The organism is Inhella proteolytica, assembly GCF_016093275.1.
GTDB lineage: Bacteria > Pseudomonadota > Gammaproteobacteria > Burkholderiales > Burkholderiaceae_C > Inhella > Inhella proteolytica.
Genome location: NZ_JAEDAK010000024.1, coordinates 21,079 through 45,241, shown reverse-complemented (window position 1 = coordinate 45,241; position 24,163 = coordinate 21,079). Strand labels below are relative to the sequence as shown.

Annotated in this window: 25 protein-coding genes; 11 read left to right on the top strand and 14 right to left on the bottom strand. The window is 71.2% G+C overall.

The window, feature by feature from the left end; genetic code table 11:
* The coding region (locus I7X39_RS21765) for an energy transducer TonB (protein ID WP_198113482.1) at positions 1 to 974 on the top strand (974 nt) is incomplete at its 5' end.
* A 21-nt stretch (positions 975 to 995) separates the two neighbouring features.
* On the opposite strand, the gene I7X39_RS21760 is transcribed toward I7X39_RS21765, so the two are convergent.
* The 3 genes from I7X39_RS21760 to I7X39_RS21750 all read right to left on the bottom strand — a co-directional run bounded on the left by I7X39_RS21760 (position 996) and on the right by I7X39_RS21750 (position 2,888).
* Positions 996 to 1,682, bottom strand: coding sequence for a Bax inhibitor-1 family protein (locus I7X39_RS21760; protein WP_198113481.1), 687 nt, complete (start codon positions 1,680 to 1,682; stop codon positions 996 to 998).
* Positions 1,683 to 1,718: 36 nt separating this feature from the next.
* Complete coding sequence (locus I7X39_RS21755) at positions 1,719 to 2,468, bottom strand: TerC family protein (RefSeq protein ID WP_198113480.1); 750 nt, start codon at positions 2,466 to 2,468, stop codon at positions 1,719 to 1,721.
* 78 nt (positions 2,469 to 2,546) lie between these two features.
* Positions 2,547 to 2,888 carry a hypothetical protein gene (locus I7X39_RS21750; RefSeq protein WP_198113479.1) on the bottom strand — a complete coding sequence of 114 codons (342 nt, stop codon included), beginning with the start codon at positions 2,886 to 2,888 and terminating at the stop codon, positions 2,547 to 2,549.
* 87 nt (positions 2,889 to 2,975) lie between these two features.
* Between I7X39_RS21750 and I7X39_RS21745 the strand changes: the two genes are divergently transcribed.
* The 5 genes from I7X39_RS21745 to I7X39_RS21725 all read left to right on the top strand — a co-directional run bounded on the left by I7X39_RS21745 (position 2,976) and on the right by I7X39_RS21725 (position 7,048).
* Positions 2,976 to 3,800 carry a phosphonate ABC transporter ATP-binding protein gene (locus I7X39_RS21745; protein ID WP_198113478.1) on the top strand — a complete coding sequence of 275 codons (825 nt, stop codon included), beginning with the start codon at positions 2,976 to 2,978 and terminating at the stop codon, positions 3,798 to 3,800.
* A gap of 14 nt (positions 3,801 to 3,814) precedes the next feature.
* Positions 3,815 to 4,636 (top strand): PhnE/PtxC family ABC transporter permease, encoded by an 822-nt coding sequence (locus I7X39_RS21740; RefSeq protein WP_198113477.1) that lies wholly within the window; start codon positions 3,815 to 3,817, stop codon positions 4,634 to 4,636.
* Positions 4,633 to 5,382: a phosphonate ABC transporter, permease protein PhnE gene (phnE, locus tag I7X39_RS21735; RefSeq protein ID WP_198113476.1), complete on the top strand. Its 750-nt coding sequence runs from the start codon at positions 4,633 to 4,635 to the stop codon at positions 5,380 to 5,382. Before I7X39_RS21740 ends, phnE begins: the two co-directional genes overlap by 4 nt.
* 13 nt (positions 5,383 to 5,395) lie before the next feature.
* Positions 5,396 to 6,220: a MipA/OmpV family protein gene (locus I7X39_RS21730; RefSeq protein ID WP_198113475.1), complete on the top strand. Its 825-nt coding sequence runs from the start codon at positions 5,396 to 5,398 to the stop codon at positions 6,218 to 6,220.
* Between the two features lie 72 nt (positions 6,221 to 6,292).
* Complete coding sequence (locus I7X39_RS21725; RefSeq protein ID WP_198113474.1) at positions 6,293 to 7,048, top strand: MgtC/SapB family protein; 756 nt, start codon at positions 6,293 to 6,295, stop codon at positions 7,046 to 7,048.
* Here I7X39_RS21725 and I7X39_RS21720 read toward each other — a convergent pair whose 3' ends face one another.
* The 8 genes from I7X39_RS21720 to I7X39_RS21685 form a co-directional block, all read right to left on the bottom strand.
* Positions 7,049 to 7,636 (bottom strand): DUF5655 domain-containing protein, encoded by a 588-nt coding sequence (locus I7X39_RS21720; RefSeq protein WP_198113473.1) that lies wholly within the window; start codon positions 7,634 to 7,636, stop codon positions 7,049 to 7,051.
* Positions 7,629 to 8,150 (bottom strand): SRPBCC domain-containing protein, encoded by a 522-nt coding sequence (locus I7X39_RS21715; protein ID WP_198113472.1) that lies wholly within the window; start codon positions 8,148 to 8,150, stop codon positions 7,629 to 7,631. Before I7X39_RS21715 ends, I7X39_RS21720 begins: the two co-directional genes overlap by 8 nt.
* Positions 8,147 to 8,518 (bottom strand): ArsR/SmtB family transcription factor, encoded by a 372-nt coding sequence (locus tag I7X39_RS21710; RefSeq protein ID WP_198113471.1) that lies wholly within the window; start codon positions 8,516 to 8,518, stop codon positions 8,147 to 8,149. The genes I7X39_RS21715 and I7X39_RS21710 overlap by 4 nt, the downstream gene beginning before the upstream one ends.
* Positions 8,519 to 8,573: 55 nt before the next feature.
* Positions 8,574 to 9,353, bottom strand: coding sequence for a transporter substrate-binding domain-containing protein (locus I7X39_RS21705; RefSeq protein ID WP_198113470.1), 780 nt, complete (start codon positions 9,351 to 9,353; stop codon positions 8,574 to 8,576).
* A 62-nt stretch (positions 9,354 to 9,415) separates the two neighbouring features.
* Positions 9,416 to 9,805, bottom strand: a complete 390-nt coding sequence (locus I7X39_RS21700) for a hypothetical protein (protein ID WP_198113469.1) — start codon at positions 9,803 to 9,805, stop codon at positions 9,416 to 9,418.
* Positions 9,806 to 9,980: 175 nt separating this feature from the next.
* Positions 9,981 to 10,211, bottom strand: a complete 231-nt coding sequence (gene infA / locus I7X39_RS21695; RefSeq protein ID WP_198113468.1) for a translation initiation factor IF-1 — start codon at positions 10,209 to 10,211, stop codon at positions 9,981 to 9,983.
* Positions 10,212 to 10,296: 85 nt separating this feature from the next.
* Positions 10,297 to 10,509: a transcription antiterminator/RNA stability regulator CspE gene (gene cspE / locus I7X39_RS21690; protein WP_198113467.1), complete on the bottom strand. Its 213-nt coding sequence runs from the start codon at positions 10,507 to 10,509 to the stop codon at positions 10,297 to 10,299.
* A gap of 204 nt (positions 10,510 to 10,713) precedes the next feature.
* Positions 10,714 to 11,313 (bottom strand): DUF2242 domain-containing protein, encoded by a 600-nt coding sequence (locus tag I7X39_RS21685; RefSeq protein WP_198113483.1) that lies wholly within the window; start codon positions 11,311 to 11,313, stop codon positions 10,714 to 10,716.
* Between the two features lie 72 nt (positions 11,314 to 11,385).
* Here I7X39_RS21685 and I7X39_RS21680 point away from each other — a divergent pair, with 72 nt between their 5' ends.
* Positions 11,386 to 15,006, top strand: coding sequence for a bifunctional diguanylate cyclase/phosphodiesterase (locus I7X39_RS21680; RefSeq protein WP_232352121.1), 3,621 nt, complete (start codon positions 11,386 to 11,388; stop codon positions 15,004 to 15,006).
* Here I7X39_RS21680 and I7X39_RS21675 read toward each other — a convergent pair.
* Positions 14,999 to 16,993, bottom strand: coding sequence for a hybrid sensor histidine kinase/response regulator (locus I7X39_RS21675; RefSeq protein ID WP_198113465.1), 1,995 nt, complete (start codon positions 16,991 to 16,993; stop codon positions 14,999 to 15,001). The genes I7X39_RS21680 and I7X39_RS21675 overlap by 8 nt on opposite strands.
* A gap of 39 nt (positions 16,994 to 17,032) precedes the next feature.
* On the opposite strand from I7X39_RS21675, the gene amrB reads away from it, so the two are divergent.
* Positions 17,033 to 18,406 carry an AmmeMemoRadiSam system protein B gene (gene amrB, locus I7X39_RS21670; RefSeq protein ID WP_198113464.1) on the top strand — a complete coding sequence of 458 codons (1,374 nt, stop codon included), beginning with the start codon at positions 17,033 to 17,035 and terminating at the stop codon, positions 18,404 to 18,406.
* A 4-nt stretch (positions 18,407 to 18,410) separates the two neighbouring features.
* Complete coding sequence (amrS, locus tag I7X39_RS21665) at positions 18,411 to 19,484, top strand: AmmeMemoRadiSam system radical SAM enzyme (RefSeq protein ID WP_198113463.1); 1,074 nt, start codon at positions 18,411 to 18,413, stop codon at positions 19,482 to 19,484.
* A 12-nt stretch (positions 19,485 to 19,496) separates the two neighbouring features.
* Here amrS and I7X39_RS21660 read toward each other — a convergent pair whose 3' ends face one another.
* On the bottom strand, positions 19,497 to 20,066 hold the full coding sequence (locus tag I7X39_RS21660; RefSeq protein ID WP_198113462.1) for a hypothetical protein: 570 nt from the start codon (positions 20,064 to 20,066) through the stop codon (positions 19,497 to 19,499).
* Between the two features lie 116 nt (positions 20,067 to 20,182).
* Between I7X39_RS21660 and I7X39_RS21655 the strand changes: the two genes are divergently transcribed.
* Entirely contained in the window at positions 20,183 to 21,673 is a 1,491-nt protein-coding gene (locus I7X39_RS21655) for a L,D-transpeptidase family protein (RefSeq protein ID WP_198113461.1), read from the top strand.
* A 3-nt stretch (positions 21,674 to 21,676) separates the two neighbouring features.
* On the opposite strand, the gene I7X39_RS21650 is transcribed toward I7X39_RS21655, so the two are convergent.
* On the bottom strand, positions 21,677 to 22,879 hold the full coding sequence (locus I7X39_RS21650) for a CaiB/BaiF CoA transferase family protein (protein WP_198113460.1): 1,203 nt from the start codon (positions 22,877 to 22,879) through the stop codon (positions 21,677 to 21,679).
* 143 nt (positions 22,880 to 23,022) lie between these two features.
* Here I7X39_RS21650 and I7X39_RS21645 point away from each other — a divergent pair, with 143 nt between their 5' ends.
* Positions 23,023 to 24,159, top strand: coding sequence for an aminotransferase class V-fold PLP-dependent enzyme (locus tag I7X39_RS21645; RefSeq protein WP_198113459.1), 1,137 nt, complete (start codon positions 23,023 to 23,025; stop codon positions 24,157 to 24,159).
* Positions 24,160 to 24,163: the final 4 nt, after the last annotated feature.

The following is a 24,163-nucleotide window of genomic DNA, read 5'->3' as shown; positions in this document are numbered from 1 at the left end:
CGCAGGCCGCGGCCCGCCAGGAGGCCGAGCGGGCGCAGGCGCTGCGCCGCGAAGCCGAGCGGCGCGAGGCGCAGCGCGTGGCGGCGGCCGAGGCGGCGCGGCAGGATGCGCTGCGCCAGGAGGCTGCCCGACTCGAAGCGGCGCGTGTGGAAGCGGCACGGGCCGAGGCAGCCCGCCTGGAGGCCGAGCGCCAGGCCGCAGCGCAGGCAGAAGCCCAGCGTCGCGAAGCGGCCCGCCTGGAAGCGGCGCGCGCCGAGGCGGCCAAGGCCGAGGCCGCTCGCCTGGAAGCGGCGCGGGTGGAGGCAGCGCGGGCAGAAGCCGCACGCGTGGAGGCGGCTCGTCTGGAGGCCGAGCGCCAGGCTGCGGCCCGGGCGGAGGCCCAGCGTCAGGAGGCCGCTCGCGCCGAGGCGGCCCGGGCCGAAGCGGCGCGTCTCGAAGCGGCACGTCAGGACGCCGCTCGCCTGGAGGCCGCCCGCGTCGAGGCCGCGCGCCGGCAGGCCGTGCTGGACGAGGAAGAGCGCCGCGAGGCGGCGCGCCGGGCGATGGGGCGGCAACTGGACGAGGAAGCGGCGCGGCGCGATGCCGCACGCGCGGCCGACACGCGACCCTCCTCGTGGAGCAGCCTGCGCCGCGGGCGGCTGTTCGGCCGCAGCGACCCGAATGCCGAGCTGGTGGCCTACGCCGAGGCCTGGGCGCGCCGCATCCAGCTCAACACCTCATTGGAGCGCCTGCGCCCGCTGCTGCAGCAGCCGCATGGCCAGGCGCTGGTGACGGTGGCGATCCGCCGCGATGGCACGGTGGAGGCGGTGAACTTCATCACCTCCAGCGGCCTGCCCGCGCTCGACGAGGAGATCCGCCGCATCGTGCAGGCCCAGGCGCCGTACCCGGCCTTTTCGCCGCTGCTGGCGCAGGAGTTCGACGTGGTCGAGATCCGCCGCAGCTGGCAGTTCGACAGCGCCGTCCGCCTGCACTGAGCAGGCGGACGGCCAGCGCGTTTACTCGTTGCTGCTGGTCAGACCCAGCAGGGCGAGCAGGTTGCTGAACACGTTGTAGATGCTCAGGTAGACGCCCAGGGTGGCGCTGATGTAGTTGGTCTCCAGGCCGTCCTGCACGCGCTTGAGGTCATGCAGGATGAAGGCCGAGAAGATGCCGATGGCGGCCACCGACAGGGCGATCATCAGCGCGCTGGACTGCAGGAAGATGTTGGCGAAGCCGGCCACCAGCAACATGATGGCGCCGACGAACAGCCACTTGCCCATGGCGCTGAGGTCGCGCTTGATGATGCTGGACAGCGTGGCCATACCGAAGAAGATCAGGCTGGTGCCAGCGAAGGCCGTCATGATGAGCCCGGCGCCGCCGGCTAGGCCGAGCACCATGCCCAGCAGGCGCGACAGCATGAACCCCATGAAGAAGGTGAAGGCCAGCAGGATGGGCACGCCGGCAGCCGAGTTCTTGCTGCGCTCGATGGCGAACATGAAGCCGAAGGCGCCCCCCAGGAAGATCAGCATGAACATGCCCATGCTCATCCCCTTGAGCGCGCCGGTGGCCACGCCCAGCCAGGCGCCGGCCACGGTGGGGATCATCGACAGCGCCAGCAGCGCATAGGTGTTGCGCAGCACGCGGTTGCGTTCCTGGGTGGACAGGACGGTGCCGCCGTAGGCGTTCATAAAAGTCTGGTTCATGGCAGTACTCCTTTGGAAAGGCAATGTGGGGGCGATTTACTCGCCCGCAAGAGCCCGGCGCTTGCCCCGGGCCCGGATGTTGAGAGCCTCGACCGCCAGCGAAAACGCCATGGCCGAGTAGATGTAGCCCTTGGGAATGGCGGCGTCGAAGGCCTCGGAGGTGAGCGCCGTGCCGACCATGACCAGGAAGGCCAGGGCCAGCACCTTGACGGAGGGGTGCCGGTCGACGAACTCGCCGATCGGCTTGGCCGCCACCAGCATCACGGCCACCGAAGCCACCACCGCCGCCACCATCACGCCGATGCGGTCGACCATGCCGACCGCGGTGATCACCGAGTCGAGCGAGAACACGATGTCGATGATGGCGATCTGCGCGATCACGCTCAGGAACAGCTTGCGCCCGGCGGCCTTCACGGCATCCGGGTCGGCTGGCGGCGGGCCATGCTGCTCGCGCGCCTCCACCTCCACGAAGATCTCGTGCGAAGCCTTCCAGAGCAGGAACAGACCGCCCAGCAGCAGCACCAGATCGCGTCCGCTGATGCCCTGGCCGAAGGCCTGGAACAGGTCCGCGGTCAGGCCCATGACCCAGCTGAGCGAGAACAGCAGGGCCAGGCGCGAGAGCATGGCGAAGCCCAGGCCCAGGCGCCGCGCCTGGTCGCGCTGCTCGGGCGGCAGGCGGCCGACGAGGATGGAGATGAAGATGATGTTGTCGACGCCGAGAACGATTTCCAGCGCCGTCAGCATCGCGAAGGCGATCCAGAGGTTGGGGTCGAGCAGAAATTCCATGGGGCTTGGCGGGCGGCCGTGCAGGGCCGCGGGGAGCGGGTCAGGGCGCCACGCAGGGTGCGCGGCGTGCGGAAACGCTCAGGCCCGGGGCGGGCGCTCGATGCCTGAGCCGGGCGCTTCGGCCGGCCAGGGCGCCGGCGGGCGCACCGGCGCCTCCATGCCGCGCTCGGCCGTGGGCAGGCGGGTGCTGCCGGGCAGGGCGCTGGCGGGTTCGCTCAGGGCCTCGGCGGCCGAGCTGCTGTCGCTGCCGGCCGGCCAGGCCGGGTCGGACGGGTTGGCCTCTGCAGGCGCGCCGGCCAGGGTGTGAAGCGCGCTCCAGGCGGGCGGCTCCGGCGCTGCGGCTGCCGCAGCTGCGCGCACGCCACCCGGCACCAACAGGGCCAGGGTGAGCAGGGCAGCCAGCAAGAGTCGCAAGGTCATGGGCGCGAAGTCTAGGGCCTGTCCCTATGGGCTGGGCGGCGCGTGGAAATCGGCTCCAATGCGCGCCTTGCCCTTTGCCCGCATCCGATGCAGATTGAACTGAGCGCTGTCCATGCCCGCCACCCGGCCCTGCGGCCGGAGGCGCCGGACACCCTGCGCGGCCTCGATCTGCGCATCGGCGCCGGCGAGGCGGTGGCCCTGATCGGCCCCTCCGGCGCGGGCAAGACCAGCCTGCTGCAGCTGATGGGCGCCGCGCTGCCGCCCTGCCAGGGCCGGCTGCTGCTGGACGGCCAGGACCCCTGGCGCAGCGGCGCGGCCGGCTTGCGCGCGCTGCGCCGGCAGTTGCTGCTGGCGCCGCAGACACCACCGCTGCCGCCGCGCCAGCGTGTCGTCACCGCCGTGCTGGCAGCGCGCCTGCCGCAGTGGTCGCTGGCGCGCAGCCTGATGTCGCTGCTGCGCCCGCAGGAGCCCGAGCGCGCCCTTGCGGCGCTGGAGGCCCTGGGTCTGGGCGACAAGCTGTGGGAGCGGGTGGACCGCCTGAGCGGTGGCGAGCGCCAGCGCGTGGGCCTGGCGCGCGCGCTGGTGGGCGAGGCGCGGCTGTGGCTGGTGGACGAACCGCTGTCCGCCTTGGATCCGACGCGCGCCGCCGAGGCTCTGGAGCTGCTGCTGCGCACGGCGCGCGCGCGCGGCGTCACCCTGGTGGCCAGCCTGCACCATGTGGAGCTTGCGCTGCGCAGCTTCACGCGCGTCATCGGCCTGCGCGAGGGCGAGCTGATGTTCGACCGGCCGGCCGCCGAGGTCAGCCCGGCGCTGCTGAGCGCGCTCTATGCCCAGCACGAGAGCGAGCTGCTGCAGCCGCTGGCCAGCCCCGAGCCACCGGTCGTGGCCCCGGTGCCGCTGACCTGTCGTTGAATCGCCGCTGAGCCATGGCCGACCCGCGCCTGCACGATCCCGCTTGGCAGCGCCGCCTGTTCTGGGCCCTGGCCGCGCTGCTGCTGGCCTGGCTGCTGCTGCGGGCCACCGAGTTCCGCCCCGCCGCGCTGTTCGATGCACAGGCTTTGCAGGTCAGCGGCCACTTCCTCGCCAGCTTCGTGCCGCCGCGCCTGGATGCCGAATTCCTGCGCCAGCTCGCGCAGGACAGCTGGCGCACCGTGGCCATGGCCACCGCGGGGCTGACGCTGGGCTTCGCCATCGCCGTGCCGCTGGCCCTGGGTGCGGTGGCCAGCCTTTCCGTCAGCGGCCTGAGTGGGCGGATGGCGCGCGGCCCGGCGTTGCTGCGCCAGGCGGTGCGCGCCGTGGCCATCGTGCTGCGTTCGGTGCCCGAGCTGGTGTGGGCCCTGGTGTTCGTGCGCGTGGTGGGCCTGGGGCCTACGGCCGGCGTGCTGGCGATCGCGCTGACCTACGGCGGCATGCTCGGCAAGGTCTATGCGGACATCCTGGAAAGCGGCGACGCCGCGCCCGCCCAGGCGCTGCTGCGCAACGGCGCCGGCCGCCTGCAGGCCTTCTTCTACGCGCTGCTGCCAGCCCAGGCGGCCGAGCTGGCCAGCTACACCGTGTACCGCTGGGAATGCGCCATCCGCAGCTCGGTGGTGCTGGGCTTCGTGGGCGCCGGTGGCCTGGGCCAGGCCATGGACGGCAGCATGAAGATGTTCAACGGCGGCGAGGTGGCCAGCATGCTGCTGGTCTTCATGCTGCTGGTGGCGCTGGCGGACCGCCTGAGCCGCTGGTTGCGCGAGGCCCTGGCATGAAGCTGCGTGCCCTGCTGTTTGGCCTGCTGGCGCTGATCGTCGCAAGCTTCTGGAGCCTGGACTTGCAATGGGCGGGCTTCTTCAGCCCGACCGCCGCGGCCAGCATGGGGCGCTTCGTGGCCGAGTTCTGGCCGCCCGACGTCAGCCCCGGCTTCCTGGCCCGGCTGCTGCCGGCCGCCTGGGAGACCCTGGCCATGAGCGCGTTGGGCACCCTGCTGGCCGCCGGCCTGGGCTTGCTGATCGCGCTGCCCGCCGCCGGGGGCGGCCTGGGCCGCACGGGGGCACGCGCGCTGCTGAATGCGCTGCGTGCCATCCCCGAGCTGGTGTGGGCGGCCTTGCTGATCATCCTGGCCGGCCTGGGGCCCTTTGCCGGCACGTTGGCGCTGGCCGTGCACACCGCCGGCGTGCTGGGCCGCCTGTTTGCCGATGCGCTCGAAAACGCCCCACCGCTGGCCGCCACCACCTTGCGCCAGCAGGGCGCCGGCGCGGTGCAGGTGTTCGCCTACGCCACCCTGCCCACGGTGCTGCCGCAGCTGCTCTCCTACACCCTGTACCGCTGGGAAAACAACATCCGCGCCGCCGCCGTGCTGGGCGTGGTGGGGGCCGGCGGCCTGGGCCAGATGCTGGCCTTCCACATGGGCCTGTTCCACATGAACAAGACCGCCAGCGTGCTGGCCGCCATGCTCTTGCTGGTGGCGCTGGTGGATGGACTGAGTGTCTGGACGCGCCGCGCCTTGACACGCTGACGAGGACCTCACGATGCGACGAATTGCCTTGAGCGCGCTGGCCCTGGCCAGCTCCCCGGTCTGGGCCGAGGGCGACGCCCCGGCCGCGCCTCCGCCGCGCTGGGAGCTCGGCGCCTTCGCGCTGGGCGTGAGCCAGCAGGCCTACCCGGGGGCGGACCAGCAGGTGCAGCGCACCCTGGTGCTGCCCTACCTGCTGTACCGCGGCCCGCTGCTGCGTTCGGACGGCGAGACCACCGGCCTGCGCGCGCTGCGCACCGCACAGTTCGAATTCGATGTCGGCTTTGCCGGCTCCTTCGGCAGCAGCGCCGAGGACGTCGACGCGCGCCGCGGCATGCCGCGCTTGGGTACCCTGGTGGAGTTGGGCCCGCGCCTGAAGTGGAACCTCGGGCCGGCGCCGGCCCAGGGGCGCTGGCAGGCGCTGATGCCGCTGCGCGCGGTGTTCGACCTGAGCGACGGCATGGCCCGGCGTGGCTGGGCCTTCGAGCCCGAGCTCATCTACGCCCGCCGCAGCGCCTGCGGCTGGCGCTACTCGCTCGGCATCGGCGCCATCGCGGCCGACCGGCGCTTGGCCGACACCTTCTACGGCGTGCGGCCCGCCCAGGCCCTGCCCGAACGCCCCGCCTACGCCGCGCGGGCCGGCCTGGTGGCCTGGCGCCTGTCCAGCGGCTTCAGCCGGCCGCTGGGGCCGGACTGGCGCCTGTTCGGCTTCGCCCGGCTAGACAGCGTGGCCGGCGCCGCCAACCGCGACAGCCCGCTGGTGCGCCAGACCCTGGGCTGGAGCGCCGGCCTGGGGCTTTCCTACACCTTCGCGCGCAGCAGCGAGCCGGGCGTGGATTGAGCGCCACGCGACGCCCCTGCGGGCGCGCGACTGCGGCACGATAGGGCTGCCGCACCCCACCAAGAGGCCCCCATGCCCACCCTGGAAGCCCTGCGCAGTTATTGGAGCCCGAACGAGGTCTGGGTCAATCTGCTGCTGTTCGCCAACATCCTGGGCGCGCTGCTGCTGGGCCTGGTGGCGGGCTATGAGCGCACCTACCACGGGCGGGCGGCGGGCATGCGCACCTACGGCCTGGTCTGCATGGCCAGCTGCGCGCTGACGATCTTTTCCGGCTACCCGCAGCACTGGTTCGGCGGCGCGCACGCGGCCTGGTTCGGCACCCATTTCGCGCCCGACCCGACGCGGGTGGTGCAGGGCATCGTCACCGGCATCGGCTTCCTGGGCGCCGGCATGATCATGAAGGACGGGCTGTCCATCAGCGGCCTGACCTCCGCCGCATCGCTCTGGGCCAGCTCGGCCATCGGCATCCTTGTGGGCGTGGGCTTCTATGCCGCGGCCATCCTGCTCACCGGCCTTTCGGCCTCGCTGATGATGTGGGCCGCTCGCATCGAGCGCCTGCTGCCGGCGCGCCCGGCTATTGCACTGACGCTGACCTACAAACCCGGCGTGCAACCCAGCCGCGAGGCCCTGGACCGCACCGCGCGCGACCGCGGCTACCAGGTCGCCGGCGGCTCCTTCAGCGTGCGCTTCAGCGAGGGGCGGCACATTTGGCGCTTCGTCGCCATCGAGGTGGATCGCCGCAAGGCCCTGCCTATCACCGGCTTGGCGGGAGATCTGTCCAAGCTCGAAGGCATCGAAGCCTTTGAGATCGGCCACGCACGGAACTGATCAGGCCGCCGCCTCGTAGGCGGCGCGCAGCCAGCCCATCAGCGTGTCGTCGATCTGCTCGGCGCTGCTGAGTCGCGTGCTGGCCTGGCACATGCCGCCAGGCGGCAGCAGTTTCAGGCGCGGGTGCTCGGCCAGGGTCTTGCAGTTCAGGCCGATCTCCAGCTCGCTGACCGTGCCGGGGCCCACCATGGCGAACTGCTTGCTGCGGCGCAGGCTCAGGTAGGTCTTCTTGGGCGCGATCTCGAAGCCGCCGAGTTCGCTGATGCGCGCCATCACCGCTTCATGCAGCGGCCGCAGCGCGGCCTTTTTGCCGGTGTAAATGGCATCCAGCGGGTCGTCCTGGGGCGCTGCGGCGGCCGTGGCCGTGGCGCCGTCCAACCCGGCCGGCACGGGCTTGCCCTGCAGGGTGACGACGGTGTTGGCGTCGCCATAGCCGAGTGCGAACTTCTCCATCAGCCAGCTGCGCTTCTCGCCATGCTTGGCCAGGCCGCAGCCCTCCAGCTGCTGGTGCAGCTGGGCCAAGGTCTGGCCGGTCTTGGCCTGGATGTTCCTCAGCTGCGTCAGCAGCGCGGCAGTCGGGTCAGCCATGGGAGTCTCCTTGCATCGGCCAGTGGGTGGAGCGGCAGCGTTTGGGCAGCATGAATTCCATCGAACCCATCAGCCCGTACATCAGCTTGGTGCCGAAGGGCAGGCCCTGGCCCTCGGCCAGGCGCTTGAGGTGCTTGAGGATGAATTCGCCGCCGCTCTCCATGCTCTTGGCAGTGGGGGTACCCGCCGGCATGCCGACGACACGCAGCGTCACTTCCACGCCGCCATCCTTTTCCTTCAGCAGGTAGTGCACCTCGCAGACCGGGTCCTCGTACTGCGTGAAGCGGTGGGTGTGGGCGAAGTGGGTGTAGGGTTTGTGCACCAGCACGCGGCCGTCCACGATGACGTTCTTGCCCGTGCCGGTGCGCATTTGCAGCGGCGCGCCCTCGCCCAGCACGGTGGTGTGCAGCCAGGCGTTGAACACGGCGCCCTGCGCCTCGTCGGTCTTGGTCAGCTCGCGCCAGACGCGCTCGATCGGCGCCTGGATCTGGATGCGAAACACGCGGTCGGTCATGGCGCCGTTCCTTTATTGCGCTTGGGGAGGGGGTGGACTTCGGCGCCTTCGGCGGCGTACTTCAGCCCCGTCAGTCGGGCCGACCAGTAGGCGCTGAACTCGGTGGTCCAGCGCTCGTGGATCAGCTGGATGGGGGCGGCGTTGAACCACAGCCGGCGTTCGCGCCCCTCCTTGATCGAGATGACCAGATTGCCGCGCTCCAGCACCTGCAGATGCTTCATCACGCCGAAGCGGCTGAGCTCGCCCTCGAAGCATTCGCACAGGCGCTGAACATTGCAGCCGGGTTCCTTCTGCAGCCAGTCGAGCATGCGCCGGCGCGGCTCCGAGGCCAGGGCGTGGAAGGTGGCGTCCAGTTCGTCAGGCTTCATAAGTGACCAAATGGTCACATATTTGGTGCAATGCCACAAGCGGGTCTGCGAGCCTTCAGTGGCAGCTGGGCAGGGTGCGCGGCCCGCGTGCGCTTTCACAAAGCGCGCGCCAGAAGCGGCGCAGCCAGGCGTTGTGGCGCTGCTGGAAGGCGGGGCTGGCCGGGGCGAAGAAGTAGACCGGCGCAAACATCGGCTGCAGGGGCACCAGGGCCGGCGGCTCGGCCAGGGTCTGCGGATTGAAGCTGACGGTGGGCAGCACGGCCACGTCCACCTGGCCGCGGCGCAGTTTGGCGATGCTGCCCTGGTGGCTGAGCGCCAGATCGAGCTGCCAGCCGGCCGCGCGGGCCATGGGTTCTTCCACGCCGCCGCCGACGATGCCTACGCGCAGCCCCTGCGGACTCAGGCGCTGGCCATCCCAATGGACGGTCTGGCGGCGGTCTTCGCGCACATAAAGCGCGAGCTGCGACTCACCCAGCGCCAGCCGGGTGTCCAGCAGGCCGTCCTCGCGCAGCGGAAAGGCCAGTTGGGCGGCGCGCTCCGGGGTGTGCGCCAGGAAGAGGGTGAGCTGGTTGACGTCTGCCGCGGTGTCGGAGATCAGGCGACGCTGCGGTACCCGCACCAGCTCGGCGTCGCATTCCAGCCGCGCCAGCGCGTCGCGTGTCCAGCGCACGAACTCACCGGGGGGGTCGGGGAAGCGCGGCCCTTCGCCATTCAGCATGGGCGGCAGCGGCTTGTCCAGAAAGGCGATGCGCAGCGGGCTCGGGCACTCGGCCTGCGCCCCCAGGGTGCAGCAAGCAAACAGCAGGCAGGCCAGGGCGCGCATCGTGGCGCCCATTCTGCGTACTCCGCCGGGGTCTTGGGTGGTCGGGGCTCAAGCCCTAGCGGAAGCGAGGGTCATCAATCGTGACCTTTGCCGCGACCCTTGCCATGTCCCTTGCCGGGGTGGTGGTCATGTGCGGGCTCCGTGACCATCACATGCTCGCGGTACCAGCCCTCCTGCACGAAATACACCGGCACCCCGCAGGCCTGGTAGCGATGGCAATGCTTGCGCCAGTTCTTCTGGTGGCCCGGCGGCACCCACAGGTAGACCGGCTGCACGGCCACGCGCGGGGTGTGGATGACGACGGGCTGGGGCTGCACCAGCACCGGCTGCGGGAAGCGGCCGATGTCGATGCGGCCGTACACGCCGGGTTGCGAGACCGAGATCGAGACGCCGACATCGGCCGCCTGGCTGGAACCGATGAACCCGGTCAGGCCGAGCAGCAGGGCAAGGGAAAAGCGCTTCATGCGGAACTCCGGGAAGGGGCCATGGGGAGGGCACAACGCCGGCGCGGCGCCCTGGGTTGGCCGAATTTACAAAGCCTTGCGGCCGGCGTCAGCCGGCGATGCACCAAAAAAAGCAAAAGGGCCGGCTTGGCACCGGCCCTTCGTGGAACGAGCGTGACGCGGAGGTCGGGCTCGCTCAGCTGCGCTTGTCCAGGTGGCGGAAGGTGATGCGGCCCTTGCCCATGTCGTAGGGGCTCATTTCCAGGGCCACGCTGTCGCCCGCCAGAATGCGGATGTGGTGCTTGCGCATCTTGCCGCTGGTGTAGGCGATCAGCTGGTGGCCGTTCTCCAGGGTCACGCGGTAGCGCGAGTCCGGCAGGATTTCGTCCACCTTGCCGCGCATTTCGATCAATTCTTCTTTCGCCATCGCGTGCTCCTTGCAAGGTCGGAATCGGAAAAAACGAAAAAGCCGGGGGCGCCTACGCGCACCCCGGCTGCGGCCCGACAGCTAGTTACAGCGGGCGGATATTGGCGGCTTGCGGGCCCTTCTGGCCGGGGACGACGTCGAATTCAACGCGCTGATTTTCCTGCAGGGACTTGAAGCCCTTGCCGGTGATGGCGCTGAAGTGGGCGAACAGGTCTTGGCCGCCGTTGTCAGGCGTGATGAAGCCGAAGCCCTTGCCGTCGTTGAACCACTTGACGGTGCCGGTTTGCGAGGTGCTCATGGAATTTCCTTTGCGAGGGGGTGAATAAAAGATGGTGGGACTCTCGAGTCACACCGCGCTGCACTGCCCCAACACACAGAAACCCAAAACCCGAGACGGCACCCGGTGTCCGGGCCCGTCACGACCCCAGAACTCGAGGTCTAGAGCGGCAAAGCGGTGCGCATTGTCATCGAAATGCAGCGGTCTCGACGAACTCGCGTGCAACTATTTGCTCGGCGGGTCGAGGCTTTGTGCCGGAGTGCCGACTTGGCGCTCATCCGCCTGGCTCTTTACCATGCGATGCACAAGGCTGAAGAAGCGGTCGTAGAAGCTGCCGGCGGGGATGGTTTCGCTCGCCACCTTGACGAGCGAGTCCTCGGTGGCGCCCACCGGCACCGAGATCGAACCCAGGGCGCTGACGCCGATCGAGGCGGCGTTGGGGTTCTTCTTGAGCACGTACTTGTCCTGCTGGGCGCTCACGAACAGGGTGGCGGTGCGCTCGCCCTCGCGCGCGCACACGATGTGGAAGCTGATCTCCACATGCACCTCGCCCTCGGGCTGGAAGCGCTTGGCACCCTGCACCAGGCCGGCATCGGCGCGGCTGATGACATAGCCCTGGCTGAGCAGGGCGCGGCGCGCGCCCTCGCAGGCTTCCTCGGGCGGGGCGTCGAACAGGCGCGAGTGCTTTTCGTCGGCCTGGAAGGTCTCGCGGGTGTAGACCGGGTCGGGCCGGCCGCCCACGCGAGGGAGCTGCGTGCTGGTGCAGGCGGAAAGGCAGGCCGCCAGCAGCAGGCCCGGGAAGAGGTGGGCGGGGCACAACAACACGGTTCGGGGGGCAGAAGACAAGGCCGGCGCACTGTAAGGGAGGCCCGGCGCTGCCCGTAGGATGAGGCGGTGATGCACCGCAGCCACCGCACCGAAGCCCTGGAGAGCTTGCCCGCCGTGGGCCTGCTGGCCCTGCTGCTGCTGGTGGCGCTGGTGCTGCCGGCCAGTGAAACCAGCCGCGGCCTGGCCCAGTACGCGCCGCTGCACACGGTGCTGGAGGTGTTCTCCATCACCGTCTCGGGCCTGGTGTTCGCCATCGGCTGGGCCACCACGCGCCATGTGCGCTCGCTCACGGTGGCCACGCTGGGCTGTCTGTTCCTGGGTGTCGCCTTGCTGGATCTGGGGCACACCCTGTCCTACCAGGGCATGCCGGACTTCATCACCGCTTCGGGCTCGGAGAAGGCCATCAACTTCTGGCTGGCGGCGCGCAGCCTGGCGGTGGGCGGCCTGCTGCTGGCCGCGTTTTCGCGTTGGCATCTCGGTGACACGCCGCGCCGTTATCCCTTGCTGATTGGGGTGCTGCTGCTGGTGCTGCTGGTGCATCTGGTGGTGCTCTTCCACCCGCAACTGCTGCCGCGCACCTTTGTGGAGGGGCAGGGCCTGACGGGCTTCAAGCGTGCGTACGAGTACGCGCTGATCGTGCTCTGCCTGCTGGCCGCGGGGGTGCTGCTGCGGCGCTTGCGCGCGCCGCGGCGCTTCAACGCCAGTGCCCTGCTGGCGGCCGCGCTCATCATGGCGATGAGTGAGTTCTTCTTCACGCTCTACGGCAACGTCACCGACGTCTACAACCTGCTCGGCCACGTCTACAAGGTGGTCGCCTACGGATTCCTGTACTGGGCGCTGTTCATCGATACCGTGCACCAGCCCTACCAGGCGCTGGCCTCCTCCGAGCACCAGCTGAGCGCCACCCTGGCCGCGCTGCCGGATCTGTTGTTCGAGATGGACACGAACGGGCGCTACTTGGCGGTGCACACGCCGCAGCATGCCGGTCTGGCGGCGCCGGCCGAGACCCTGGTGGGCCGCTCGGTGCAGGAGGTGATGCCGCCCGAGTCCGCACAGATCTGCCTGGAGGCGCTGCGCGTGGCCGCCCTAATGGGCCATGCGCAGGGTCAGCGCATCAGCCTGCCTCTGCCGGATGGCCTTCGGCACTTCGAGCTCTCAGTGGCGCGCAAGGAAGGCGAGCCGGGGCGCGAGCCCGTGCTGCTGGTGCTGTCGCGCGACGTCACCACCCTGGCCGAGCAGCAGCTGGCGCTGGAGCAGGAGTCGCGTCTGAACCAGATCCTGCTCGGCCTGCCGGCACTGGCCGACGGCCTGGGCGAGGAAGACTTCCTGCGCCATGCGCTGCCGCTGGTGCAGCACCTGAACGACAGCGCCTGGGTCTGCCTGCGCGTCTACGAGGCCGGCCAGAACGTAGCGCGCCTGGACCTGCGCAGCGATGCCGCGCCACCCGACTGGGAGGCGCTGGCCTGGACAGCGCAGCAGACGCGCCAGCTGCAGCACAGCGTGCCCTCACGCCCGCCGCTGCTGGCCCTGCCGGCGCTGGAGCAGGGCCAGGTGCGCCTGCTGCTGGGCGTGGGCCGCACCCAGGCGGCCTACGGGCCGCGCGACCTGGAGGGCTTGCGCATCCTGGCTGAATCCCTCTGGCGCTTGGCGGCGCGGCGCCGCCAGGAGCTGCGCATGCGCCAGCAGCAGCAGGAGCTGGACTACTTCTTCAATGCCAACCGGGACCTGTTCGCCATCTGGGACCGCCAGGGCCAGCTGCAACGCGTCAACGGGGCCCTGGCGCAGTTGCTGGGGTTGCGCGCCGGCGAACTGCAGGGGCACAGCCTGCAGGCCCATGTGCACCCCGAGGACCGCGCGGCCACCGAGGCGGTGCTGCACACGCTGGGTCAGGACGGCGAGGCCGACTTCGAGCACCGCTGCCTGGCCCCGGACGGCAGCGCGCACCCGGTGGAGTGGCGGGTGCGCGTGCTGGACGATCTGGTCTATGCCTCCGGGCGCGATGTGGGTGAGCGGCGCGCGCAGGACGCGGCCATCCGCACCCTGTCCACCGCGCTGACGCAGAGCCCCTATGCGGTGGTGGTGACCGATGCGCAGGGCGCGATCGAGTACGCCAACCCGGCCTTCGAGGCCATGACGGGGTACAGCGAGGCCGAGGTGATGGGCAGCAACCCGCGCCTGCTCCAGTCAGGCCGCACCCCCGCCAGCACCTACCGGGAGATGTGGGACCGCCTGCATGCCGGCGAGCCCTGGCGCGGCGAGTTCATCAACCGCCGCAAGGATGGCAGCGAGTACACCGAGGAGGCGCTGATTTACCCGGTGCGCGAACCCAGCGGGCGGGTCGTGAACTACCTGGCGCACAAGGAGGACGTGAGCGCCAAGCGTGCCGCGGTCGAACGCATCCAGCAGCTTTCGCACTTCGACCAGCTCACCGGCCTGCCCAACCCCGCGCTGTTCGCCCAGCGCGCGCAGGCCCTGCTCACGCCGGGGCACGAGCCGGTCACGCTGATCTGGCTGGATTTGGACAACTTCAAGGCCATCAACGACTCGCTCGGCCACACCGTGGGCGATCTGCTGCTGCGTGAAACCGCGCACCGGCTGAACGGGCAGCTGCGCGAGCACGAGCTGCTGGCGCGTCAGTCGGGCGACGCCTTCACCCTGCTGCTGCCGGGCTGCAGCGCCGATGCCGCGGCCGCGCACGCGCGCCAGCTGCTGGCCGCGCTGGAGCCGCCGGTGCCGCTGCAGGACCAGGAGCTGGTGATCGGGGCTTCGCTGGGCCTGGCGCAGTACCCGCAGGATGGGCAGACCCTGGAAGCCCTGCTGATGTGTGCCGAGACGGCGATGTACCGCGTCAAGCAGGAAGGGCGCAACGGCTTTCGCTTCTTCGACCCCGGCATGCAGGAGCACAGCGCGCGCGCGCTCGCGCTGTCGGCCTCGCTGCGGCATGCGCTGGCGCGCCAGGAGCTGACGGTCGTCTACCAGCCGCAGCAGGACCTGCACGGCGGCGGCCTGTACGGAGCGGAGGCCCTGCTGCGCTGGCACAGCGCGCAATGGGGGCCGGTGTCGCCGGCCGAGTTCATCCCGCTGGCGGAAAGCAGCGGGCTGATCGTGCCGATCGGCGACTGGGTGCTCCGCACCGTGGTGCAGCAGCTCGCGCAGTGGGACGCCGAGGGCCTGCCGCCGCTGCGCGTGGCGGTGAACCTCTCGGCTGTGCAGTTTGCGCAGCCCCATCTGGCGCAGACGGTGCAAAGACTGCTGCATGAATCCGGCCTGGGCCCGCGCCGCATCGAGCTGGAGCTGACCGAGGCCGTGGCCCTGCGCGACCCCGAGGCCGCGCGCCGCACCATGGAGGCACTCAGCCAGGCCGGCATGCGCCTGGCGATCGACGACTTCGGGACCGGCTATTCATCGATGAGCTACCTGAAGCGCTTTGCGGTGGACCTGCTGAAGATCGACCGCAGCTTCGTGCGCGAGCTGCACAGCAATCCGGACGACCAGGCCATCGCCACCGCCATCATCCAGATGGCGCGCAGCCTTGGGTTGCACACGCTGGCCGAGGGCGTGGAGACCGAGGCGCAGCGCGAGTTCCTGCGCGCGCGCGGCTGCGACGCCATCCAGGGCTATCTGTACGCCCGCCCGCTGTCCGCCAGCGCCTTCGCCGACTTCGTGCGCACGCAGCCCAAGCTCAGCTGAGCAGCTGCGCCAGCTTGGCCAGCAGCTCGGCCTTGGTGAAGGGCTTGTCGAGTGCCGGGCACTCGGTCTGCTCCAGGAACTGCTGGGCGCCGGGGGAGAGCGTGTCGCCGGTGACGAACAGCACGCGCCGCCGCAGAGCCGGGTACTGCTCACCCAGCGCGCGCCACAGCGCTGCGCCGTCCATGTCGGGCATGCGCAGGTCGGAGACCACGGCGTCGAAGGCCTGCTCGGCCAGACGCTCCAGCGCCGAGCGGCCGCTGTGGGCCAGGGCCACCGAGTAGCCGGCGGCTTCCAGCATGGCGCGCGCCAGCTCGGCGATCTCGGGCTCGTCGTCCACCACCAGCACGCGCGCGCGGGCGGCCGGTGGCGCCGCGCTGGCCGGCTCCAGGCTCGGCGCCATCACCTCGGCCTGGCCGGTCAGCGGCAGGCTGAGGCGGAAGCTCGCGCCGCCCAGCGGCCCGTGCGGCTCCAGCTGCAGCTCGCCGCCATGCTCGCGCGCCAGCGCGCGCGACACCGCCAGGCCCAGGCCGGTGCCCAGGCCCTCGCTCTTGGTGGTGAAGAAGGGCTCGAACAGGCGCGTGCGCGCGCTCTCCGGCACGCCCGGGCCGTTGTCGGCCACGCGCAGCCACACGCGCGGCGCGCGGCCCGGGCGCAGCGCCTCCAGCCCGGTGCCCACCTGCACGCGCCGCGGGCCTTCCTGCTGGCTGAGCGCCTGCTGGGCGTTCACCATCAGGTTCAGCACCAGCTGGCCGATCTGGTCGGCGTCCGCCAGCACGCGCGGCAGGTCCTCGGCCAGCAGCAGTTCCAGCTGAAGACCATGGCTACGCCAGGTGTAGGACAGCAGATCAGCGGCAGCGCGCACCAGCTCGTTCAGCGACACGGCGGTGCGCGCCCCAGGGCGCGCGCGCGCCATGTTCAGGAAGGTCTTGACGATGCGGCCGCAGCGCTCGGCGGCGTCGCGGATGCGCTGGGCGTCCTGCTGCAGCTCGGGGTAGGCGCCGGTCTTTTCTTCCAGCAGGGTGGCGCGGCCCAGCACGATGGCCAGCGGGTTGTTCAGCTCATGCGCCACGCCGGCCAGCAGGCTGCCCATGGCGCTGAGCTTTTCGCTTTGGCGCAGCGCCTCGCGCTGGCGCTCGATCTCGCGCTCGGCCTCCTGGCGGGCCGAGAGGTCGACCATCGAGGCGGTGTAGTAGCTGCTGCCGCCCACCTCGGTGCGCCACAGCACCATCTCGACCGGGAACTCGCGCCCGTCGGCGCGCAGCGCCGTCATCTCCATGCGCCGGCCCAGCAGGCGCGCGGGCTCACCCGCGGCCAGGCGCGCCATGCCGGCGTGGTGGGCGGCGCGGTGCTGCGGCGGAATGATCACTTCCTCCACCGAATGGCCCAGCACGAGCGCGCGGCGCAGGCCGAACATGGCCTCGGCGGCGGGGTTGAACTCGACGATGCGGCCCTCGGCGTCGGTGGAGACCAGGGCCGCCAGCGCGTGGTCCACGATGGCGGACTTCAGCGCCTCGGTGGTGCTGAGCGCGCGCGTGGTGGCGGCCAGCTCGGCATCGCGCTGCTCCAGGTCGGTGATGTCGCGGCCGAAGGCCAGCATGGCGTCGATCTCGCCGCCGCCGCTGGCGTAGGGAATCAGGTGCTGCTCGAAGTAGCGCGTGTGCGCGCTGCCGTAGTCGATCCAGCCGCGCCAGCGCAGCGCCTCGCCGGCGAACACGCGCTCGGCCGCCGGCAGGTAGGTGCTGAAGACGGCCTCGCCCAGCACCGCACGGGCCGGCTGATCCAGCACCTGCGCCAGGCGCAGGCCCATGGCGTCCAGGAAGGCCTGGTTGGCAAAGCGGTAGCGCAGGTCGCGGCCGACGATGGTGCAGCGCACCGGCAGCTGATCCAGCAGGGCGTGCAGCAGGGCGGCGTTCAGGCCCAGGTCGCCCTGGCCGCGCACCAGCCGCGCGCCCAAGCTCTCGAAATCGCGGGGGCTGAGGGCACTCATAGGGCTGCATTGGAACCCGAACCGGCGCACACTCGACGCATGGAAACGACGACCCTGCGCCCGGCCGCCGTGGCGGGCCGCTTCTACCCCGGCCAGCCCGAGGCCCTGCGCACCACCCTGGACGAGCTGATGGCCGGCGTGCGCACCCAGCCGCTGCCGCGCGCGCCCAAGGTGCTGGTGGTGCCACATGCCGGCTACATCTATTCCGGCGCGGTAGCGGCCAGCGGCTACGCCAGCCTGCAGCGCCTGGCCGGCAGGGTGCGGCGCGTCATCCTGCTCGGGCCCGCGCACCGCGTGGCGGTGCAGGGCATCGCCGCGCCCAGCGTGGCGGCCTTCGATTCGCCGCTCGGCCCCGTGCCGATCGACCGCGCCGCGCTGGCCGCGCTGGCGGATCTGCCCTTCGTCGGCGTCAGCGACGCCGTGCACGAGCAGGAGCACGCGCTCGAGGTGCAGCTGCCTTTCCTGCAGCAGGTGCTCGGCCCCTTCCAGCTGCTGCCCCTGGCCGTGGGCCGCGCCAGCCCGCAGCAGGTGGCGCAGCTGCTGGAGCGGCTGTGGGGTGGCGAGGAGACGCTGATCGTCATCAGCACCGACCTCAGCCACTACCTGCCCTACGCCGAGGCGCGCGCCAAGGACCAGGGCACGATTGAGCAGGTGCTGCGCCTTGACCCCACGCTGACGCACGACCAGGCCTGCGGCGCCACGCCGCTCGCGGGCGCGCTGCTGGCGGCGCGCGCCCATGGCCTGCAGCCGCGCCTGCTGGACCTGCGCAACAGCGGCGACACCGCGGGCGACAAGAGCCGCGTGGTGGGCTATGCCGCGCTGGTGTTCGAGCCCGGCGCGGCGGCCCCTGCGCAGGCCGAGGACCTGCAGGGCCTGGGCCGCGCGCTGCTCACCCAGGCGCGCCACCAGATCGCCAGCGCCCTGGGCCTGGAGAGCCCCGCACCGGCGGACCACCCGCTGTTGGACAAGCCCGGCGCCGTGTTCGTCACGCTCAACCGCCAGGGCCGGCTGCGCGGCTGCATCGGCTCCCTGGTGGCCACGCGGCCGCTGGGCGAGGACGTGCGCCAGCACGCGCTCAATGCCGCTTTCAAGGACCCGCGCTTCCCGCCGCTGAGTGCCGAGGAGTGGCCGGACACCGAGGTCGAGATCTCGCTGCTCGCCCCGCCCGAGCCCTTCCCGGTGGCCAGCGAGGCCGAGGCCTGCGCCCAGCTGCGCCCGGGCAAGGACGGTGTCATCCTGAGCTGGCAGGGCCACCGCGCCACCTTCCTGCCGCAGGTGTGGGAGCAGCTGCCCGAACCCCGCGCCTTCCTGGCCGCGCTGAAGCGCAAGGCCGGCCTGGCGGCGGATTTCTGGGCCGAGGACCTGCAGTTGCAGCGCTACCGAGTGCGCAAGTTCGTGGCGGCGAAGGGGTGATCGCATGACCCATGCGGCGCAGTGGTGGCACCGGCTGGAGGACGGCCGCATTCAATGTGATCTGTGCCCGCGTGACTGCAAGCTGCACGAGGGCCAGCGCGGCCTGTGCTTCGTGCGCCAGCGCGACGGCGATGCCATGGTGCTCACCACCTATGGGCGCAGCTCGGGCTTTTGCATTGACCCGATCGAGAAGAAGCCGCTCAACCACTTCTACCCCGGCACTCCGGTGCTGAGCTTTGGCACGGCGGGCTGCAACCTGGCCTGCAAGTTCTGCCAGAACTGGGACATCAGCAAAAGCCGCGAGATGGACCGGCTGATGGACCAGGCCAGCCCCGCGCAACTGGCGCAGGCGGCGCGCCAGCATGGCTGCACCAGCGTGGCTTTCACCTACAACGACCCGGTGATCTTTGCCGAGTACGCCTTGGACTGCGCGGCGGCCTGCCATGCGGCGGGGCTGAAGACGGTGGCGGTGACGGCTGGCTACATCCACGCCGAGCCGCGCCGGCCCTTCTTCGCCGCCATGGATGCCGCCAATGTCGACCTGAAGGGCTTCACCGAAGACTTCTACTTCCAGCAGACCGGCGCGCACCTGGCGCCGGTGCTGGAGACGCTCGAATACATCGCCCACGAAACCGACTGCTGGCTGGAGATCACCACACTCCTCATTCCCGGCCTGAACGACAGTCCGGCCGAGCTGACGGCCTTGAGCCGCTGGGTGCACGAGCACCTGGGACCGGACGTGCCCCTGCACTTCAGCGCCTTCCACCCCGACTTCAAGATGCAGGAGCGGCCACGCACCCCGCCCGAGACCCTGACGCTGGCGCGCCGCATTGCGCGCGACGAGGGCCTGCGCTTTGTGTACACCGGCAATGTGCACGACCCCGAGGGCGGTAGCACCCTGTGCCCGGGCTGTGGCGCCGCGGTGGTGGTGCGGGATTGGTACCGGCTGCTGCACTACGCGCTGGACGCGCAAGGTCATTGCACGCATTGCGGCACGGCCATCGCGGGGCGCTGGGGTGCGCAGCCCGGCCGCTTCGGCCCGCGCCGCATTCCGGTGCGGCTGGCCGAAGTGCTCTGATTTTTCGCGGGCTCAGCGGCGTGCCGCGGCGCGGCGCGCCTTGCTTTCGCGCAGCGACACCCACACCGGCAGGCCGTTCGGGTTGCAGGCCGGGCTTTGCCAGGTGGTCATGGGGCGGGGGCGGGCCAGCGCGGGCTTGAGCGGAGCCGGCGTGGGCTGCGCGTTGCTGGCGCCGCCGAAGCCGTAGCCAAAGCCGCTCGGGCTGACCAGCACCACGTCTTCCATGCAGCAATCGGGGCCGAGCGAAACCGCCCAGCCGCTGAGCGAATGCACGCGGCCGCGGCTCAGCGTGGCGCGTCGGCCGGTGATCTCCAGCGCCAGGCAGGGCGCCTCGGGTTCGCAGTGGCCGGCCAGTTCGTGGCCGCCCAGGTCCAGGTGCACGTTGTCGGCCGTCACCAGCAGGCCGTCCTCGCCGGGGGGCACCGTCAGGTCGGCGGCCAGGTGGTAGTGGCCGGGGCGGTCCAGCACCAGCGGCCAGTCGGTGATGCGTGCGGGCTCGATGCGGTAGCTGCCCGGGGCCTCAGCCACCAAACCGGGCGGCAGATCGTGGGACAGATCGAGTTCAGCGGCAGAGAAGACCATGGTGCACTCCCGGTTGGGGCTGGAATGACGTCAGTCTCGGCAGCGCTTGTTGTGCCCTGGTTTCGGCAAGGGGGTCTTGTGTTTCGTTTGTTTCAGCCTTCGGCAACATACTGGCCATGAACCGTCGCCGCTCTCTGTGCACCCTGGCGCTGCTGCCGCTGGGTGCGGCCGCCAGCCCCTGGTGGCAGGACGACCGGCCCAGCCCGCTGGCCGCGCAGGCGCTGGCCCTGCTGAACCAGGCCGACAGCCACGGCCTGAACCCGGCCGACTACGGCCTGCCGGCTCTGGCCGACGCCTGGCTGGCAGCACCCGATGAAACCGCCCGCGCCGCGCTGGCCGAGACCCTGCAGGCCGCCCTGCTGCGCTACCTGCGGCATTTGCGCCTGGGGCGTGTGGACCCGGCCGCGCTGGGCTTGGGCTTTGGCGCGCCGCGCGAGCCGTTCGACCCCGCCGCCGCCCTGCAGGCCGCGCTGGCGCTGCAGGATCTGGCCGCTGCGGAGCGCGCCGCCGCGCCCGCACTGCCGCAGTACCAGCGCCTGCGCCAGGCCCTGGCGCAGTACCGCGCCCTGGCCGAGCACCCCGCCTGGGCGCAAAGCCTGCCGGCCCTGCCCGCGCGCCAGCGCCTGGAGCCCGGCCAGGCCTGGGAAGGCCTGCCCCTGCTGAGCGCCCGCCTGCTGGCGCTGGGTGATCTGGCGCCCACAGCCGTGGCGGCGGAGCGCCTGGAGGGTGACGTGCTCGCCGCGCTGTGCCGCTTCCAGGCCCGCCATGGCCTGGAAGCCGACGGCGTGCTGGGCCGCGCCACGCGCGCCGCCCTGGAAGTGCCGCCGGCCCGCCGCCTGCGCCAACTGGTGCTGGCGCTGGAACGCCTGCGTTGGACGCCATTGCGCGCTGCACCGCGCATGCTCGTCATCAACCTGCCCGAGTACCGGCTGCGCGCCTACGAGCTGCAGGGTGAAGGCCTGGCGCTGCGGGCGGAGATGCGCGTCATCGTCGGCCAGGCGCTGGACCGCCGCACGCCCCTGCTGCTGGAAAGCCTGCGCCGCATCGAATTCCAGCCCTTTTGGAACGTGCCCTACAAGATTGCGCGAGACGAGCTGGTGCCCGAGCTGCGCCGCGACCCCGCGCAATGGGCGCGCGAGGGCTATGAGTTCGTCGGCCCCGCGGGCGTGGAGGCCGAGCTGAGCGAGGACCGCCTGGCCGAGGTGCTGCGCGGCCGCCTGCGCATCCGCCAGCGGCCGGGGCCGCGCAACGCGCTGGGCGCCATCAAGTTCGTGTTCCCGAACCGCGAGTCCGTCTACCTGCACCACACGCCGTCCACGCGGCTGTTCGCTCGCAGCCGGCGCGACCTCAGCCACGGCTGCATCCGCGTCGAAGACCCGGCCGCGCTGGCCGCCTTCGTGCTGCAGGGCCAGCCGGGCTGGAACCTGGCCGCCGTGCGCGCCGCCCTGGCCGACCCGCGCCCCCAGGCCGTGGCGGTGGCGGAGCCGCTGCCGATGCTGATCACCTACGGCACCGCGCTGGTGCGCGGCGGCGAGGTCTGCTTCTTCGAGGATGTGTACGGGCTGGACCCGGCGCTGGAGGCGGCGCTGGGTCTTCCGAAGCCCTGAGGCTCAGGCCAGCACGCCACGCGCACGCAGCGCGGCGATCTGCTCCGGCGTCAGGCCCAGTTCGGCCAGCACGGCTTCGCCGTCCTCGCCCAGCCCGGGCGCTGGGCGGCGCAGGCTGCCGGGCGTGCCCAGCAGCTTGGGCACGATGCCCGGCACCATGAGCGTGCGGCCGGTGCGCGTGGTCTGCTGCAGCAGCATCTCGCGCGCCTGGTAATGCGGGTCGGCGGCGATGTCCGCCGCGGTGTAGACCTTGCCGGCCGGCACATCGGCGGCGGTCAGGGCCTCCAGCACCGCCGCCACGCTGCGCGGGCGCGTCCAGGCGGCGATGGCGCCGTCGATCTCGTCCACCCGCGCCACGCGGCCGCTGTTGTGCGCCAGCTCCGGATCTTGGCCCAGGTCGGCGCGGCCGATGGCCGCCATCAGGCGCTTGAAGATCGAGTCGCCATTGCCGGCCACCAGCACCACGCCATCCACGCAGGGGTAGGCATTGCTGGGGGCGATGCCGGGCAGGGCCGAGCCACCGGGCTCGCGCACCAGGCCGGCGGCGCTGTACTCGGGCAGCAGACTTTCCATGCAGTTGAAGACGGCCTCGTGCAGGGCCACGTCGATCACCTGGCCCGGCCCGCCGTGCACCTTGTGGTGGTACAGCGCCATCAGCACGCCGATGACGCCGTGCAGCGCCGCCAGCGTGTCGCCGATCGACACCCCGCAGCGCACCGGCACGCGGCCGCTCTCGCCGGTGAGGTGGCGCAAGCCCCCCATGGCCTCGCCGATCATGCCGAAGCCGGGGCGGTCCTTGTACGGCCCGCTCTGGCCATAGCCGGAGATGCGCAGCATCACCAGCCGCGGGTTCAGCGCCGAAAGCGCCTCCCAGCCCAGGCCCCAGCCCTCCAGCGTGCCGGGGCGGAAGTTCTCCACCAGCACATCGGCCTCGGCAATCAGGCGGCGCGCAATCTCCTGGCCTTCGGGCGCGCGCAGGTCCAGCGCCAGCGAGCGCTTGTTGCGCGACTGCACCTGCCACCACACGGACGTACCGTCCTGCTGCAGACGCCAGCCGCGCAGCGGGTCGCCACCGGCAGGGGGCTCGATCTTGATGACCTCGGCACCAAAGTCGCCCAGGGTCTTGCCGACGAAGGGTCCGGCGATGAGCTGGCCCATCTCGACGACCTTCAGGCCGGCCAGCGGGGTGGTAGGGAGCGCATTCATGGCGGGGATTGTCAAAACGCCCACCCCCTTCCGGATCCGTCAGCGGTGGGGCTTGCCTTCTCGGTGCGTGAAGCGGCAGCGCGGTGGCGCGCGCGGCTTCCTACACTCGACCAACCCCAAGACACCCACGAAGGCGGAACCCCATGCCTGGCCTGCTGCCCCATATCGACCCCGACGGCTTGCTCGAATACTCGGTCGTCTACACCGACCGCTCGCTGAACCACCTCTCCCAGCGCTTCGCCAAGGTCATGCAAGACCTCTCGGCCGGGCTGAAGGAGGTCTACAACGCCGCCGCGGCGGTGGTGGTGCCCGGGGGTGGCAGCTACGGCATGGAAGCGGTGGCGCGCCAGTTCGCCGGCGGGCAGGACGTGCTGATCGTGCGCAACGGCTGGTTCAGCTACCGCTGGACGCAGATCTTCGAGATGGCGGGCGTGGCCTCCTCGTCCACCGTGCTGAAGGCCCGGCGGCTGCAGCCGGGTGACACGGCGCCGTTCGCCCCGGCCCCGCTGGACGAGATCGTCAGCACCATCCGCCAGACCCGCCCCGCCGTGGTGTTCGCCCCGCACGTGGAAACCTCCGCCGGCCTGATGCTGCCGGACGATCACCTCAAGGCCATTGCCGAGGCCGTGCACGCGCACGACGGCCTGTTCGTGCTGGACTGCGTGGCCTCCGGCGCGATGTGGGTGGACATGGCCCAGACCGGCGTGGACGTGCTGATCAGCGCGCCGCAAAAAGGCTGGAGCAGCACGCCCTGCGCCGGCCTGGTGATGCTCTCGCCCCGCGCCGTGGCGCGCCTGGCCGAAACCAATAGCAGCAGCTTTGCGCTCGATCTGAAGAAGTGGGCCGCCATCATGGCCGCGCACGAGCAGGGCCAGATGGCCTACCACGCCACCTACCCCACCGACGGCCTGGCGCAGCTGCGCGACGCCGTGGCCGAGACCCGCGCCTTCGGCTTCGCGAATGCCAAGGCCGCCCAGGAAGAGCTGGGCCGCCGCGTGCGCGGCCTGCTCGAAGTACGCGGCATTCCCAGCGTGGCCGCGCCGGGCTTCCAGGCGCCCTGCGTGGTGGTGAGCTACACCCCGCACGCCGACTGGCAAAACACCCGCGCCTGGGCCGGCCAAGGCCTGCAGATCGCCGCCGGCGTGCCGCTGGCCTGCGACGAGGGCGCGGACTTCCGCAGCTTCCGCATCGGTCTGTTCGGGCTGGACAAGCTGCAGCACATCGACCGCACCGTGGGCTCCTTCGAGCGCGCGCTGGATCAGTTGCTCGCGCAGGCCTGAACCC

Bases quoted from the DNA above. Each gene is read 5' to 3' on its own strand.
- I7X39_RS21760 (WP_198113481.1), bottom strand. From the start codon at position 1,682: ATGAACCAGACTTTTATGAACGCCTACGGCGGCACCGTCCTGTCCACC.
- I7X39_RS21755 (WP_198113480.1), bottom strand. From the start codon at position 2,468: ATGGAATTTCTGCTCGACCCCAACCTCTGGATCGCCTTCGCGATGCTG.
- I7X39_RS21750 (WP_198113479.1), bottom strand. From the start codon at position 2,888: ATGACCTTGCGACTCTTGCTGGCTGCCCTGCTCACCCTGGCCCTGTTG.
- I7X39_RS21745 (WP_198113478.1), top strand. From the start codon at position 2,976: ATGCAGATTGAACTGAGCGCTGTCCATGCCCGCCACCCGGCCCTGCGG.
- I7X39_RS21740 (WP_198113477.1), top strand. From the start codon at position 3,815: ATGGCCGACCCGCGCCTGCACGATCCCGCTTGGCAGCGCCGCCTGTTC.
- phnE (WP_198113476.1), top strand. From the start codon at position 4,633: ATGAAGCTGCGTGCCCTGCTGTTTGGCCTGCTGGCGCTGATCGTCGCA.
- I7X39_RS21730 (WP_198113475.1), top strand. From the start codon at position 5,396: ATGCGACGAATTGCCTTGAGCGCGCTGGCCCTGGCCAGCTCCCCGGTC.
- I7X39_RS21725 (WP_198113474.1), top strand. From the start codon at position 6,293: ATGCCCACCCTGGAAGCCCTGCGCAGTTATTGGAGCCCGAACGAGGTC.
- I7X39_RS21720 (WP_198113473.1), bottom strand. From the start codon at position 7,636: ATGGCTGACCCGACTGCCGCGCTGCTGACGCAGCTGAGGAACATCCAG.
- I7X39_RS21715 (WP_198113472.1), bottom strand. From the start codon at position 8,150: ATGACCGACCGCGTGTTTCGCATCCAGATCCAGGCGCCGATCGAGCGC.
- I7X39_RS21710 (WP_198113471.1), bottom strand. From the start codon at position 8,518: ATGAAGCCTGACGAACTGGACGCCACCTTCCACGCCCTGGCCTCGGAG.
- I7X39_RS21705 (WP_198113470.1), bottom strand. From the start codon at position 9,353: ATGGGCGCCACGATGCGCGCCCTGGCCTGCCTGCTGTTTGCTTGCTGC.
- I7X39_RS21700 (WP_198113469.1), bottom strand. From the start codon at position 9,805: ATGAAGCGCTTTTCCCTTGCCCTGCTGCTCGGCCTGACCGGGTTCATC.
- infA (WP_198113468.1), bottom strand. From the start codon at position 10,211: ATGGCGAAAGAAGAATTGATCGAAATGCGCGGCAAGGTGGACGAAATC.
- cspE (WP_198113467.1), bottom strand. From the start codon at position 10,509: ATGAGCACCTCGCAAACCGGCACCGTCAAGTGGTTCAACGACGGCAAG.
- I7X39_RS21680 (WP_232352121.1), top strand. From the start codon at position 11,386: ATGCACCGCAGCCACCGCACCGAAGCCCTGGAGAGCTTGCCCGCCGTG.
- I7X39_RS21675 (WP_198113465.1), bottom strand. From the start codon at position 16,993: ATGAGTGCCCTCAGCCCCCGCGATTTCGAGAGCTTGGGCGCGCGGCTG.
- amrB (WP_198113464.1), top strand. From the start codon at position 17,033: ATGGAAACGACGACCCTGCGCCCGGCCGCCGTGGCGGGCCGCTTCTAC.
- amrS (WP_198113463.1), top strand. From the start codon at position 18,411: ATGACCCATGCGGCGCAGTGGTGGCACCGGCTGGAGGACGGCCGCATT.
- I7X39_RS21660 (WP_198113462.1), bottom strand. From the start codon at position 20,066: ATGGTCTTCTCTGCCGCTGAACTCGATCTGTCCCACGATCTGCCGCCC.
- I7X39_RS21655 (WP_198113461.1), top strand. From the start codon at position 20,183: ATGAACCGTCGCCGCTCTCTGTGCACCCTGGCGCTGCTGCCGCTGGGT.
- I7X39_RS21650 (WP_198113460.1), bottom strand. From the start codon at position 22,879: ATGAATGCGCTCCCTACCACCCCGCTGGCCGGCCTGAAGGTCGTCGAG.
- I7X39_RS21645 (WP_198113459.1), top strand. From the start codon at position 23,023: ATGCCTGGCCTGCTGCCCCATATCGACCCCGACGGCTTGCTCGAATAC.